Here is a 14,286-nt window from a genome sequence, read left to right on the forward strand (position 1 = left end):
GACGCTCGGCAGCATACCCGAGTGCTGCAGCGCAACCGTGACCGTTCCCGCGCTTTGCCGGATGGCCCGGCGCATGGCCGCGCGGGCGGCAGGGCGGCTCGCGCCGCCGCATTGTGTACGATGGGCACCTCGGCAGGGGAAACACCGTGCAAGGTCCATTCGGCGAGAGCGACATCGAGACCGTCGGGCTGCCCGGCGCGCATCCGGACGGTGATGCCTCGGGCTTTCTCGACGCCGGCACGCGCGTGGGGCACTACCGCATCGAGGCGCCGTTGGGGCGTGGCGGAATGGGCACGGTCTACCGGGCGCTGCAGGTCGAGCCGGTGCGCCGGTCGGTGGCGCTCAAGCTGCTGCGCGGCACCCAGCTGGACACGCTGCAGCGCGCCTATTTCGAGGTCGAGCGGCAGATGCTCGCGCAGATGCAGCATCCGGCGATCGCGCAGATCTTCGACGCCGGCACCACCGATGCCGGTGCGCCGTACTTCGCGATGGAGTACATCGAGGGATTGCCGATCGCGCGCTACTGCGAGACGCGCGGCCTTTCGCTGGACGCGCGCATCGCCCTGTTCGCGCAGGTCTGCGACGGCGTGCAGCACGCCCATTCCAAGGGCATCGTCCACCGCGACCTGAAACCCGACAACATCCTGGTGGCCGAGGTCGACGGCGGCGCCCTGCCGAAGATCATCGATTTCGGCATCGCCACCGCCGCGACGCGGCTGTTCGCCGACGGCAGCACCGGCGGCGAGATCGCCGGCACGCCGACCTACATGAGCCCGGAGCAGTCCGGCTTCACGCAGTTCCTGGTCGATGCGCGCAGCGACGTCTACTCGCTCGGCATCATCCTGTTCGAGCTCCTGACCGGCGGCCGTCCGTCCGCCGACAGCCGCGACCGCGTGGTGGCCCCCGACGGGTCGGAGCGGACGACGTTGCGCGCGCCTTCGCAGGTGCTCGAGCAGTCCGGCACCGAGCGCCTGGCCGAGGTGGCGCGCGCGCGCGGGCTGCGTCCGGCCCGCCTGCGCAGCGTCCTGCGCAACGAGCTGGACTTCGTCGTGGTCAAGGCGGTGCGGCACGATCCGGCCGAACGCTACGCCTCGGCCGGCGAGCTGGCGCAGGAGCTGCGCCGCTATCTGGCGCAGCGCCCGCTGGTCGCGGTCGGCGACCGGCGCGGCTACGTGGCCGGCAAGTTCCTGCGTCGCCACCGGGTGGCGTTCGCCGCCACGGCCGCGGCCTCCGTCGCGATCGTGCTCGGCCTGGTGTTCTCGGTCTACGGGCTGATGCAGGCCCGGGCGCAACGTGCGGTGGCCGAGGCCAGGCGCCTGGAACTGGAGCAGGTCGCCGCGTTCCAGCAGTCGATGCTGGCCGGCATCGACGTCGAGGCGATGGGCAAGGACATGCTCGAACGCCAGCGCGTGCAGATCGACCAGGCCGGCGATCCGGCGCTGGTGCCGGCGTTCGAGCGCGTCGCTGCGGCGCTCAACGGCGCCGATGTCGCCCGTGCCGTGCTCGACCGCCAGCTGCTGGCGCGGGCGCGCACGGCGATCGCCCGCGACTTCGCCGGCCAGCCGGCGCTGGCGGCCGATCTCGACAGCGCGGTCGCCGAGGTCTACGAAGCGATCGGCCTGTTTCCGCAGTCCGAGGCGGCTGCGCGCAGCGCCTGGGAGCTGCGCCGTGTGCAGTTCGGCGAGGACGACCGCCGGACCTGGGCCTCGGCGGCCGAGCTGGGCCGGGCGCTGAACCGCCAGGGGCGCCAGGACGAGGCCCTGGCGCTGCTGCAGGCCACCTGGGAGCGCACGCGCGGCACGCCGGCGGCGAGCCTCGAGCGCCGGCAGGTCGGCGTGGAGCTGGCCCAGGTCCATTCCGATCGCGGCGAGCTGGCCGCGGCGCGCGCCTTGCAGCAGGCGCTGCTGGACGAGGCGCGGCTCTCGGTAGCGGACGACGACGACATGGTGCTGACGCTGCGCAACAACCTCGGCATCACGCTGGCGCGGCTGGGCGACGTGGCCGCGGCCAAGGTCGCGTTCGAGCAGGTCTACGCCGAACGCCGGCGCGCCAACCCGGAGGGCGAGGGGACGCTCGGCGTCATGACCAACCTGTCGGCCGCACGCGCGATCAGCGGCGATTTCGAGGGCGCGCTGGCGCTGCAGCGCGAATCCCATGCGATCCGCCGGCGCACGGCCGGTGCGGAGCATCCGGCCACGCTCAACGATTTGAGCAACATCGCCTCGTCGCTGATCGACATGGGCCGGCTCGAGGAGGCCCAGCCATTGCTCGAGCAGGTCATCGACGCGCGCCGGCGCGTCCTGGGCCCCGAGCACTTCCAGACCCTGCGCTCGATGCAGAACCTGGCGGCGCTGTTCGACCGCAGCGGCCGGCAGGCCGAGGCGCTGCCGCTGCAGCGGCAGGTGCTCGATGCGCGCCGGCGCACGCTCGGGGCCGAGCATCCGGACACGCTCAAGTCCGAGGACGTGCTCTGCGCGATCTACAAGAACCAGGGCCGGCTCGACCAGGCGCGCCCCTGCGCCGAAAGCGTCTATGCCGCACGGCGCCGGCTGATCGGCCCCGGCCATCCGGATACCGTGCGCAGCGCGGTGCTGCTGGCCGAAATCGACCACCGGCGCGGCGACGACGCCGCGGCGCGCGACCTGCTCGGCACGCTACTGGCCGAGAACCGCGTGGCGCGCGGGGATGCCGATCCGGACGTGCTGTTCCTGGCGGCCCGGCTCTATCCGCTGCAGCGCGACGGCGGCGATGCGGCCGTGGCCCAGGACCTGCGCAGGACCTTGCTCGATCCGCTGCTGGCGCGCGATGCCGCCAGCCTGCCGACACCGCTGCGGCGGCCGCGCAAGGCGGCCGAGGAGGCGGTTCAGGACGCGCCGACGATGCGCGGCTCGGGTTCGAGCACGACGCCGAAGCGCTGAGCGACGGTGTCGACGATCCGCCGCGCCAGCGCGAGCAGCTCGGCGCCGCTGGCGTGGCCATGGTTGACCAGCACCAGGGCGTGCTCGTCCGAGACGCCGGCGTCACCTTCGCGCAGGCCCTTGAAGCCGCATTGTTCGATCAGCCAGGCGGCGGCCAGCTTGGTCCGGCCGTCGCCGGCCGGCCAGGCCGGCAGCGCCGGATGCGCGCGCTTGAGCGCTTCGGCTTCGTCGGCATCGATCACCGGATTCTTGAAGAAGCTGCCGGCGTTGCCGATGAGGGCCGGGTTGGGCAGCTTGCGCGTGCGGATGCGCGCGATCGCCTCGGCGACCAGGGCCGGCGTCGGCACGGCGGCGCCGAGCGCGGCCAGCTCCTCGCCGATGCCGGCGTAGCCGGTCCGCAGCGGGCGGCTGCGCGGCAGCGCCAGCTCGATCGCCGTGATGACGTAGCGATCGGGCGCGCGCTTGAAGCGCGAGTCGCGGTAGCCGAACGCGCATTCGGCGTTGCCGAGGCGCACCAGCCGGCCCGCCTCGCGGTCGAACGCTTCGACCGTCTCGATGAACTCGCCCACTTCCGTGCCGTAGGCACCGATGTTCTGGATCGGCGACGCGCCGGCCAGGCCGGGAATCAGCACCAGGTTCTCGAGGCCCGCAAACCCCTTGGCCAGCGACCAGGCCACCACGTCGTTCCAGGCCTCGCCGGCCTCGACGCGGACCAGCGCGCCGTCGCCGCGGTCCTCGACCACGCCGATGCCGCGCGCCGCGATCGACAGCACGATGCCCGGCCAGTCCCCGGCGAACAGGATGTTGCTGCCGGCGCCGAGCACCAGCAGCGGCTGCGTGCGCAGCGCCGGATAGGCGAACACCTCGGCCAGCGCCTGCGGCTTCCTGACGTCGATCAGCAGCGCCGCCTGCGCCGCGACCTGCAGCGTGTTGCGCCCGCGCAGCGAGGCGTTCTCGACGATCGTGTAGCCGGGATGCTCGGCGATCGCCGCACCGGTCCGGTAGCCGTTCACGAGGTGCGCTCGGCCACGGACGAGGTCCAGGACGCGCCGCCCGGCCGGCCGCGCACGGCGCGCAGCGCTTCCACGCATTCGCCGATCAGGCGCGGGCCGCGATAGATCAGACCGGTATAGCACTGCACCAGGGCCGCGCCGGCGGCGATCTTGGCCACCGCATCGGCACCTTCGGTGATGCCGCCGACGCCGATCAGGGGCACGCGGTTGCCGAGCCGGCGCGCCATGCCTTCCAGCACCGCCGTGGCACGCGCGCGCAGCGGCCGGCCCGACAGGCCGCCGGCCTCACCGGCCAGCGCATGGCCGGCGACGGCAGCGCGGTCGATGGTGGTGTTGGTGCAGATCACGCCGTCGATCGCCGTCGCGGTCAGCACCTCGGCGATCGCGTCGAGCTCGGGCTCGGACAGGTCCGGCGCGATCTTCAGCAGCATCGGCTTGCGCGTACCGTGGCGCGCGCCGAGCCGTTCCTGCGCGTCGCGCAGCGTGCTGATGAAGCGCTTGAGCGTTTCCTCTTCCTGCAGGTCGCGCAGGCCTTGCGTGTTCGGCGAGGAGATGTTCACGGTCACGTAGCTGGCCCGCGCGTAGACGCGTTCCAGGCAATACAGGTAGTCCTCGACCGCGCGCTCGTTGGGCGTGTCCTTGTTCTTGCCGATGTTGATGCCGAGCACGCCGTCGAACTTCGCGCGCTCGGCATTGGCGACCAGTGCATCCACGCCGGCGTTGTTGAAGCCGAGGCGGTTGATGATCGCGGCATGCTCGGGGAGGCGGAACATGCGCGGCTGGGGATTGCCCGGCTGCGCGCGCGGCGTTGTGGTGCCGACCTCGACGAAGCCGAAGCCGAGCGCGGCCAGCGCGTCGACATGGGCGGCGTTCTTGTCCAGTCCCGCCGCCAGGCCCACCGGATTGGGGAAGGTGAGGCCGGACACGCGTACCGGCAGCGGCGGCGGACGCGTCGCCACCAGCGGTTCGAACCCCGCGCGGTAGGCGACTTCGATCGCCTTGAGCGCAAGATCATGGGCACGCTCGGCGTCGAGCCGGAACAACCAGGGGCGGACGAGCGCGTACACGGTCAACGCGGCCCGGGAGGGCGCCAGGTGCGGGCGCCGGCGGCAAGGTGCGCCGCAGGCGCAGCGGAAACGGACGAGGCTGGGGTCATGGCATTCTCCGAGGGCGCGCAGTGTACCCGCAGACCCGCGCCGGTGCCTGTCCCGCCGGGGCCGTCCGTTCCCGGGGACGGACGGCACGCGCTAGCGCGGCGCGGCGGGCGGCAGCTCCAGGCGGAACACCGGCAGCGGCGGCTCCGTGCCGGGCGGCAGGGCCGACGGCGCGGCCTCGCCGGCCGGCCCCAGCGAGCGCGTGAAGTGCCAGAGCGCCTCGAGGTCGGCATCGGTCATCGCATTGATGGCCCAGTACGGCATCGGCGGACGCAGCACGGCCGAGCGCGCGTAGGCCTTCCAGGCGGCCAGGTCCAGCCCGCCGATCGTGCGCCGCAGGTTGCTCGGGTAGGTCGTGCCCCACGGCCCGGAGAAGCCGAGCCGGTCGCCGGTGAACCACTGCGCTTCGGGCGTCTTGCCGCCGCTGCCGGTGAAACCGGGGGTATGGCAGTCGTGGCAGCCGGCGATCCGCGCCAGGTAGCGGCCGCGTTCGATGGCGTCCCTGGTGTCGGTGGCCCCGGCGAGCGTGGGCAGGAAAACGGCCAGTACGAGGGCCGGCAGGTATCGGAGCATGGCAGGAGGCGATCATGGTCCGCACCGTGCGGGCCTTCAGCGGACCAGGACGTGAGGCGGTGCCGATTGCTATCACCGCGTCCCTATCACGCCGGCGGCGGCAGCGTGCCCACGAAGATGCGCGTTTCGTAGTCGAAGCCGACGACGCCGTCCGCCGCGGTGGCGTCGAACAGCTCGCGCAGCGCCGCCAGCATCGACACGTGCCCGGGCTGGCCTTCGCGCGGCACGTACGAAGAGGACAGCAGCCGGCCGCTCAGCGCCTCGAAATCGAGCCGCTGGCGGTGCGGGAAGCGCGCCATGCCGCGATAGCCGGCCCCGAACCAGCGTTGCATCGCCGCATCGTCCGCGTAGCGCTCGGCGATGCTGACGTAGTCGGTTCCGTGGTCGAGCAGCAGGCGCTCGTAGCCTTCGAGGAACGGCGTGCCGGTCAGCAGCCGGGAGTTCCAGAACACGGCGGCCAGGCCGCCGGGCTTGAGGATGCGGGCCCACTCCTGCCGGACCGCAGCCGGGTCGAACCAGTGGAAGGCCTGCGCCGCGGTCACCAGGTCGACGCTGGCCGCCGGCAGCGTGGTCGCCTCGGCGGTGCCGGCGACGGCGCGGAAGCGCGGCTCGCCACCCAGCCAGCGCTCGGCGGCGGCGCGCATCGGGGTGTTCGGCTCGACCGCGATCACCTGGGCGCCGGCATCCAGGAAGAGCTTGGACGAGATGCCGGTGCCGGCGCCGATATCGGCCACGGCCCAGCCCGGGACGAGACCGTGCTGCTTGCGCAGCCAGTCGATCAGTGCCGGTGGGTAGTCGGGCCGGTAGCGGACGTAGTCGTCGACGCGGTTGCTGAAACGCTGCGTGGAATCGATGGACATCGGCGGTCCGCTCCGGGAAGGAGTGGGCAGGATAGCGGTAACGCGCGGCGCTGCGCGTCCGCGTCACCACGGCGTTCCCGGGGCGCAGGCCGGCCGGGACGCGTTCGATCCCGCACCCGCTGCCGGATCGTTGGATGGTGGCCGGATCGTTCGGACCGGTCGCTCGTGGCCGAGCCCTGCGGCCCCGGTGCTCGACCCGGCCCGCCCGGCACGCGAGCACGCGTGCCGGGCGGGCCGGCGTTCATCGCGCGCCTGTCGCCGGACCGGCAGGCGCGATGGGCGTGCGGATGGCGGGCCGTGTCCGGGCCCGCCGCCGGCCGCTTACAGGTCGAACTTGATGCCCTGGGCCAGCGGCAGCGCGTCGGAGTAGTTGATCGTGTTGGTCTGGCGGCGCATGTAGGCCTTCCACGCATCGGAGCCCGATTCGCGGCCGCCGCCGGTTTCCTTCTCGCCGCCGAAGGCGCCGCCGATCTCGGCGCCGGAGGTGCCGATGTTGACGTTGGCGATGCCGCAGTCGGAGCCGGCCGCGGACAGGAACTGCTCGGCGACCTTGAGGTTCTGCGTGAAGATCGACGAGGACAGGCCCTGCGGCACGCCGTTCTGCATCTCGATCGCTTCGTCGATCGTCGTGTACTTCATCACGTAGAGGATCGGCGCGAAGGTCTCGTGCTGGACGACCGCATCGCTGTTCTCGAGCCCCGTCACGATCGCCGGCAGCACGAAGTTGCCCGGGCGGTCGATCGCGGTGCCGCCGGTGACGACGGTGCCGCCGGCCGCCTTGGCCTTCTCGATCGCGGCGAGGAACGCATCGACCGCGGCCTTGCTGTTGAGCGGCCCCATCAGGTTGGCCGGATCGGTCGGGTCGCCGATCTTGCCCTCGACCTGCCGGTAGGCCTTGGTCAGCGTGGCGAGCACGGTGTCGTAGATCGACGCGTGCACGATCAGCCGGCGCGTCGTCGTGCAGCGCTGGCCGGCGGTGCCGACCGCGCCGAACACGATGCCCGGGATCGCCAGCTTCAGGTCCGCGCTCTCGTCGAGGATGATCGCGTTGTTGCCGCCGAGTTCGAGCAGGCTGCGGCCCATGCGGCGAGCGACGCGTTCGCCGACCGTGCGGCCGACCTGCGTGGAGCCGGTGAAGCTGATGAGGGGGATGCGCGCGTCGTCGACGAAGCGCTGCGCCAGCTCGGTGCCGGCATCGTTGATCAGGAAGAAGATGTCCGGGAAGCCGCCGGCGGCGAGCGCCTCGTTGCAGATGCGCATCGACGCGACCGCGGTCAGCGGCGTCTTGTTCGACGGCTTCCAGATGCAGATGTCGCCGCAGATCGCGGCGAGGAACGAGTTCCACGCCCACACGGCGACCGGGAAGTTGAACGCGCTGATGATGCCGACCAGGCCGATCGGGTGCCACTGCTCGTACATGCGGTGGCCCGGGCGTTCGGAGTGCATCGTGTAGCCGTACAGCATGCGGCTCTGGCCGACCGCGAAGTCGGCGATGTCGATCATCTCCTGCACCTCGCCGTCGCCCTCGGGCTTGGACTTGCCCATCTCGAGCGCGACCAGCGAGCCGAGTGCGTCCTTGTGCGTGCGCAGCGCCTCGCCGCACAGGCGCACGGCTTCGCCGCGGCGCGGCGCCGGCATCGTGCGCCACACCTTGAACGCGGCCTGCGCACGCGCGACGACGGTCTCGTAGTCGGCCGGGCTGCTGGCGTGGACGTCGGCGATCGGCGCGTTGGTGGCCGGGTTGACCGACCGCAGCACGCCGGCATCGGTGGTCGCAGACCACTCGCCGTGGCCCAGATACGTGCCGGAATTGGATGCGCCAAGGCCGAGGGCCTTGAGGATGTCAGCGGACATGGAAGCTCCTGAAGCGAAGGCGGGCGGCCGCCGGACGGCGGCGCGGGAAGACCGGCGATTCTAACAAATGGGCCGGCCCGGGCCGATGCCGTGCCCCGCTGCCGCGTTCAGGCCGCCGCTTCGCCCGGCAGCGGCCGGCCCGGCCGCCAGCCCTCGGCGGCGAGACGGTCGAGCAGGGCGATCACCGCCGTGCGCGCCGCGGCGTCGTGGATCGGCAGCACCAGGGCGTCGCCCGGCCGGGCCCAGCGCAGCACGACGCGCGCCGCCTCGACCTCGTCCAGGCAGGTATGGATCGCACCGTCGGCCAGGCCGTCCTGCAGCAGCTCGTCGCGGAGGATCGCGGCGATCTGGCCGCTGGCGCGGCCGCGCAGGTAGCTCTCGATGTCCTTGAGCACGACCAGGTCCGGCGCGAAGCGCGCGGCGGTGGAGGCGAGCGCGCGGATGTCGGCGTCCTCGCGGTTGCCGGCCTGGCCCAGGACCAGGGCGAGGCGCCCGTCCGGGCCGCGCGCGGCCTGCGCGACCGCGATCAGGCCTTCCAGCCCGGCCGGGTTGTGCGCGTAGTCGAGCCAGGCCTGGGTCGGGCCGAACGACCAGCGCATCAGCCGCCCGGCATTGTCGGTGTTGGTGCCGCCGAACCGGGCCAGCACGGCGGCGATCGTCGCCGGCGGCACGCCGAGCAGGGCCGCCAGCAGGGCCGCGCCGGTGATGTTGGCGACGTTGTAGCGAGCATGGCCCTGCACCGACAGCGGCATCGCGTCGACCGCGCCGAGGTCGTGGTCGACGCCGGCCAGGCTCAGCAGCAGCCGGCCCGCCCGCACGCCGCAGGCCGGCAGGTGCCGTGCGCGCTGTGCGGCGAGCAGCGGATGGTCGGCGTCGAGCGCGAACCAGGCCAGCCGGCGCGTGCCGGCCGGCGCGCGCGCGCGCAGCAGTGGGTCCTCGGCGTTGAGCACGAGCACGCCGCCGACCGCCAGCGCCCCGGCGACGACCAGCTTGGTGTCGGCCAGGTCGTCCAGGTCGTGGATGCCGTATTCGCCGAAATGATCGGCACTGATGTTGGTGACGATCGCCGCCTGCACGCCGGCGACCGCCAGGCCGCGCCGCAGCAGGCCGCCGCGGGCCGTTTCCAGGACGGCGGCCTGCACGCGCCGGTCGCGCAGCACCGCGCGCGCGCCGCCGGGGCCGGAGTAGTCGCCGCTCTCGATCGTCTCGCCGGCGACGACGACGCCGTCGGTGGAGCTCGCCCCGGTGATCCAGCCGTGCGCGGCCGTCATGGCGGCGACCAGGCGCGTGGTCGTGGTCTTGCCGTTGGAGCCGGTCACCAGCGCGACCGGTATCGCCGCCAGCGCGTCCCAGTCCACCTCGTCGACGGCCGGCAGGGCCGGTCGCGGCCAGGTGCGGCCGCCGGTGCCTTCGCCCAGCGTCAGCGCGTCGTCGTCGAGCAGGGCCGGCAGGCTGCGCGCGGCGGCTTGCCGCAGCAGCGCGGCCAGGCGCGGGCAGGCTTCGGCGGCGGCGGCCGCGCGCAGCGTCGGCAGCGCCTGGTCCGGGTCCCAGGCGGCGGCATGGCCGGGGGCGTACCGGCGCGCTGCCGGCGGCAGGCGCTCGCCGAGTGCGGCCTCCAGCGCCCATTCGTTGACCTCGGTCGCCGCGTAGAGCTGGTCGGGCGGCGCCGCCATCGCCAGCGACGCGCCGGCGGCGTGCAGCCGCGCCACCACCGCCTCCGCCGGCCAGCCGAGCGCCTGTCGCGCCGCCGCCAGGTTGGCCTGCCAGCGCAGGACCAGCGAGGCATCGACGGCGATGCCGACCGTCTCCAGCGCCGCGCCGGTGGCCGGGAAGTACAGGTTGATGCCGGTCAGCCGACGCGAATCGTCGAACACCTCGCTCATGCGTCAGTCGTCGCTCTCGCGCGCGAAGCGGATGCCGCGCTCGTCGCGCACCAGGCCGTCCATGTCGACCAGCGCCACGTCCTCGGGCACCGCGGCGAGCAGGGCGGGTTCGCTGCGCTCGGCCGGCGGCGGAGCGCCTTCCGGGCGGAACTTGGTGATCTGCTTCCAGGTGCGGGTCAGCGCGTCGGCGAACACCAGCAGCAGGTCGCCGGGACGGCCGCCGCGCAGGGCGTGGTCCACCGCCTGCTGCTCGTCGGGGATCTGGGTGATCGCCTCGGCCGGCACCCCGGCGTTGCGCAGCGCCGCGGCGATGATTCGCGGCACCTCGTCGCCGTCGCGGCCGCGCAGCGCGTCGTCGCGCCGGACGATGTAGTGGTCGAAGCGGCCCGCGACCGCCTCGGCGATCGCGCGCAGGTCGTCGTCGCGGCGGTCGCCGGGACCGGCCAGCACGACGACGCGGCGGCCGCTGACGTCCAGGCGCTGGGCCAGGTCGGCCATGACGCCGACCGCATGTGCGTTGTGGCCGTAGTCCATCAGCACCTTGAAGGGATGCTCGTTGTAGACGTTCATGCGGCCCGGTGCCTGGAAGAACGTCGTGTCGAACGTGCGCAGGCCCTGCCGGATCGCGTCCAGCTTGATGCCGAGCGAGAACGCCATCGCGGCGGCGACCATCGCGTTCTGCACGTTGTGCAGCGCGCGGCCCTCCAGCGTCGCCGGGATCAGGTGCGTCCACATCAGCGGGATGTGGCTGCCCTTGTCGTAGAGCGTGATCATGTGGCCGTTGACGCCGGCCTCCAGCGCGCAGGCGCGGCCGCCGGCCCGCACGTGCTCGCGCACCAGGGCGTGCGAGGGATTCATCGTGACGTAGCAGATGACCTTGGCGTCGGTGTAGCCGGACATCTTCAGGACGTTCGGGTCGTCGGCGTTCAGCACCGCGCAGTCGCGTGCCACCTCCACGACGATGCGCTTGACCTCGGCCAGCTGCTCGAGCGTGTCGATGCCCTTGAGGCCCAGATGATCCGATTGCACGTTGAGCACCGCGGCGACGTCGACCTCGGGCACGCCCATGCCGGCGCGCAGCAGGCCGCCGCGGGCGGTCTCCAGCACGGCCAGGTCGATCTGTGGATCGGCCAGCACCATGCGCGCGGAGACCGGTCCGGTCATGTCGCCCTCGACCGTGCGCTGGCCGTCGATGTAGACGCCGTCGGTCGTGGTCAGGCCGGGCGTGTAGCCGGCCATCTTGGCGATGTGCGCCAGCATGCGCGCCGTCGTCGTCTTGCCGTTGGTGCCGGTGACCGCCGCGATCGGCACGCGCGAGGGCGTACCGGGCGGGAACAGCAGGTCGACCACCGGGCCGGCGACGTCGCGCGGCGTGCCCTCGCTGGGGCTGACGTGCATGCGGAAGCCGGGTGCGGCGTTGACCTCGCAGATCGCGCCGCCGACCGACTTGTAGCTCTCGGCGATGTTCGGCGAGATGAAATCCACGCCGCCGACGTCCAGGCCGATCGCCCGTACCGCGCGCTCGGCCATCGCCCGGTTGTCCGGATGGATGATGTCGGTCACGTCGGTGGCGGTGCCGCCGGTGGAGAGGTTGGCGGTCGAGCGCAGGTAGACGACCTCGCCGTCCCTGGGCACGCTGCCGGCGTCGTAGCCGAGGCGCTCGAGCATCAGGGCGGCCTGCGCGTCGAGGCTGAGCTTGGTCAGCACCTTCTCGTGGCCGACGCCGCGGCGCGGATCCTGGTTGACGATCTCGATCAGCTCGGCCACCGTGCTCCGGCCGTCGCCGACGACGTGGCCCGGCGTGCGCCGCGTCGCCGCGACCAGCTCGCCGTTGACGACCAGCAGGCGGTGGTCGTCGCCCGGCACGTAGGTTTCCACGATCACCGAGCGCGAGTGCTCGCGCGCCGCGTTGAAGCCGGCGGCGATCTCCTCCTCGGTGCCGATGTTGATCGTGATGCCGCGGCCGTGGTTGCCGTTGTAGGGCTTGGTCACCACGGTGCCGCCGAGCTTGCGCGCCGCACGCAGGGCGGCGCTCTCGGTCTGCACCAGCTCCTGGCGCGGCACCGGCAGGCCCAGCGAGGCGAGGATCTTGTTGGTCTCCTCCTTGTCGCTGGCCAGTTCCACCGCGATGTGCGGCGTGCGGCCGGTGACGGTGGCCTGGATGCGCTGCTGGTAGCGGCCGTGGCCGAGCTGGATCAGCGACTGGTCGTTCATGCGCAGCCAGGGAATCGAGCGCTCTTCCGCGGCGCGCACGATCGAGGCCGTCGAGGGGCCGAGCGCCCGGCGCTGCGCGTAGCGGATGAACTCGTCGCGTGCCTCGTCGAAGGTCCAGCCTTCCGGCACGCTGCCGGCGGGGCGCAGTTCGACCGGCAGCAGCGAGGCGATCAGCCGCATCGCCAGCTCGCCGGCGGCGATGCCTTCCTCGCGCTGCGCGTACTCGTAGACGACCGTGTAGACGCCCGGACGGTCGTCGCCGACGCTGCGCGTCTTGCCGAACGTGACCTGCTCGCCGGCCACGTTCTGCAGCTCGATCGCCACGTGTTCGAGCACGTGGCCGAGCCAGGTGCCTTCGCCCTCGCGCATGCGGCGCAGGAAGCCGCCCGGCTCGCGGTACGAGCAGCCGTGTTCGGCCAGCGTCGGCAGCGCGGCGACCAGTCCGTCGACGAAGTCCGCCCCGAGTCGTCCGGTCGGCCAGCTCTCGAGCGGCCCCAGGTCCAGTTCCAGCCGGATCACCGGGAAGTGGGCGTACAGCGAAGGACCGACGTACACGGAACGATCGAGAATGCGCATGAGGACCTCTGGACGGTGGAGTCGATGCCTTTATCGGTGGATGCAGCGGTGTTCTAGCGGCCAGCGCGGCACGGCACCGGGGGTGCGCGTCCGTGTCGGTGGCGGGCGCCGGTCGCCATCGCTCAGCCGTCGGCCAGCGTGCCGGCCGAGGCCTTGCGCGTGTGCAGGTTGAAGGTGGCGCCGGCGGTGAGGATGTGCACGGTCAACCCGAGCAGGCAGACCGGCTGCCCTTCCTCGACCTGCGCCATCGACGAGAACTCCACGCCGTCGGCGTCGACCACGGTGACCGCGCCGGTACCCTCGACCTCGAGCGTGTTGTCGGGCGCGATGAACGCCGCGGTGTCCTCGTCCAGGCCGATGCCGACCGCGAACGGGTTGAAGGCCAGCGCAGTGACCAGGCGGCCGAGGCGGTCGCGCTGGCGGAAATGCTGGTCGATGACGAAGCGGTTGGTCAGTCCCAGGCCCGGTGCCAGCCGCACCGAGCCGGCCTTCGGCGAGGAACCCTCGTCGCCGAAGGCGATCATGTGCTCACTCAGGATGCTGGCGCCGGCACTGGTGCCGCCGACGGTGATGCCGTGCGCGTTGCGGCTGCGGATCAGCTTGGCGGCGGCGGTGCCGCCGAGGATCGTCGAGATGCGCAGCTGGTTGCCGCCGGTGAAGAAGATGCCGGTCGCCTGCTCGATGCGCCGCAGCCGGTCCTCGCGCTTGCCGTCGTCGCGATGGGCGAAATCCAGCGCGTCGACGCGCTCGGCGCCGAGTTCACGGAAGATCTTCTCGTAGCGCGCGCCGGTATCGGACTGGCGGCTGGCGGTCGGGATGACGACGATGTCGGCGTCGCGGCCGCCGCTGACGTTGACGAAGCGCTTGAGGATGCGCGGCGCGCTTTCCTTCTCCTCGGCGCCGCCGATCGGCACGATCCAGCCCCGTTGCTCGCCCGCTTCCACCTTGCTTGGACTCATCGATACTCCCGGATTGGAGGCGGCCTGCGCCGCGCGACCCCGCGCGGACCGGAGGCACCGGCCCGTCGCCGGCCCGGATGCACGCGTCCTCGAAACCCCCACCGAGCCCCCGGAGGCCTCGCCCGCCAGGGCGGAACGCGCCTCGCTGCCGCCCCACCCCTGCACCGCGGACGGACGGCTGGCGACCCCGACAGGAGTTGAACCTGTGACCTCGCCCTTAGGAGGGGCGCGCTCTATCCAACTGAGCTACGGGGCCGACCGGTCGATCATACGGCAATCGCG

General features: G+C 72.6%; 9 protein-coding genes and 1 tRNA gene. 1 reads left to right on the forward strand and 9 read right to left on the reverse strand.

Annotation, left to right across the window (positions count from 1 at the left end; all coding sequences use genetic code 11):
- The first annotated feature begins 146 nt into the window (after window positions 1–146).
- A complete protein-coding gene (locus I596_RS02855) occupies window positions 147–2,918 on the forward strand; it encodes a serine/threonine-protein kinase (RefSeq protein WP_067643905.1) in 2,772 nt (923 codons plus the stop codon).
- Here I596_RS02855 and murB read toward each other — a convergent pair.
- From murB to I596_RS02900, 9 genes are all read right to left on the reverse strand, one after another.
- A complete protein-coding gene (murB, locus tag I596_RS02860; protein WP_223303904.1) occupies window positions 2,864–3,931 on the reverse strand; it encodes a UDP-N-acetylmuramate dehydrogenase in 1,068 nt (355 codons plus the stop codon). The genes I596_RS02855 and murB overlap by 55 nt on opposite strands.
- A complete protein-coding gene (locus I596_RS02865; RefSeq protein WP_067643908.1) occupies window positions 3,928–4,998 on the reverse strand; it encodes a quinone-dependent dihydroorotate dehydrogenase in 1,071 nt (356 codons plus the stop codon). The genes murB and I596_RS02865 overlap by 4 nt, the downstream gene beginning before the upstream one ends.
- A gap of 180 nt (window positions 4,999–5,178) precedes the next feature.
- A complete protein-coding gene (locus I596_RS02870; protein ID WP_067643911.1) occupies window positions 5,179–5,658 on the reverse strand; it encodes a c-type cytochrome in 480 nt (159 codons plus the stop codon).
- 86 nt (window positions 5,659–5,744) lie between these two features.
- Window positions 5,745–6,518: a class I SAM-dependent methyltransferase gene (locus I596_RS02875; RefSeq protein WP_067643914.1), complete on the reverse strand. Its 774-nt coding sequence runs from the start codon at window positions 6,516–6,518 to the stop codon at window positions 5,745–5,747.
- 321 nt (window positions 6,519–6,839) lie between these two features.
- Window positions 6,840–8,372, reverse strand: a complete 1,533-nt coding sequence (amaB, locus tag I596_RS02880; protein ID WP_067643917.1) for an L-piperidine-6-carboxylate dehydrogenase — start codon at window positions 8,370–8,372, stop codon at window positions 6,840–6,842.
- A 107-nt stretch (window positions 8,373–8,479) separates the two neighbouring features.
- Window positions 8,480–10,255, reverse strand: coding sequence for a Mur ligase family protein (locus I596_RS02885; RefSeq protein WP_067643920.1), 1,776 nt, complete (start codon window positions 10,253–10,255; stop codon window positions 8,480–8,482).
- Between the two features lie 3 nt (window positions 10,256–10,258).
- Window positions 10,259–13,045 carry a cyanophycin synthetase gene (gene cphA / locus I596_RS02890; protein ID WP_067643923.1) on the reverse strand — a complete coding sequence of 929 codons (2,787 nt, stop codon included), beginning with the start codon at window positions 13,043–13,045 and terminating at the stop codon, window positions 10,259–10,261.
- A gap of 122 nt (window positions 13,046–13,167) precedes the next feature.
- Window positions 13,168–14,004, reverse strand: a complete 837-nt coding sequence (locus I596_RS02895; protein ID WP_067643926.1) for a cyanophycinase — start codon at window positions 14,002–14,004, stop codon at window positions 13,168–13,170.
- A 179-nt stretch (window positions 14,005–14,183) separates the two neighbouring features.
- A tRNA-Arg gene (locus I596_RS02900) sits at window positions 14,184–14,260 on the reverse strand.
- Window positions 14,261–14,286 lie beyond the last annotated feature (26 nt).

Origin of the sequence: Dokdonella koreensis DS-123, assembly GCF_001632775.1 — a bacterium.
Taxonomy (GTDB): domain Bacteria; phylum Pseudomonadota; class Gammaproteobacteria; order Xanthomonadales; family Rhodanobacteraceae; genus Dokdonella; species Dokdonella koreensis.

Coding starts and splice junctions, on each gene's coding strand:
- I596_RS02885 (WP_067643920.1), bottom strand. CDS start 10,255: ATGAGCGAGGTGTTCGACGATTCGCGTCGGCTGACCGGCATCAACCTG.
- cphA (WP_067643923.1), bottom strand. CDS start 13,045: ATGCGCATTCTCGATCGTTCCGTGTACGTCGGTCCTTCGCTGTACGCC.
- I596_RS02875 (WP_067643914.1), bottom strand. CDS start 6,518: ATGTCCATCGATTCCACGCAGCGTTTCAGCAACCGCGTCGACGACTAC.
- I596_RS02870 (WP_067643911.1), bottom strand. CDS start 5,658: ATGCTCCGATACCTGCCGGCCCTCGTACTGGCCGTTTTCCTGCCCACG.
- amaB (WP_067643917.1), bottom strand. CDS start 8,372: ATGTCCGCTGACATCCTCAAGGCCCTCGGCCTTGGCGCATCCAATTCC.
- I596_RS02895 (WP_067643926.1), bottom strand. CDS start 14,004: ATGAGTCCAAGCAAGGTGGAAGCGGGCGAGCAACGGGGCTGGATCGTG.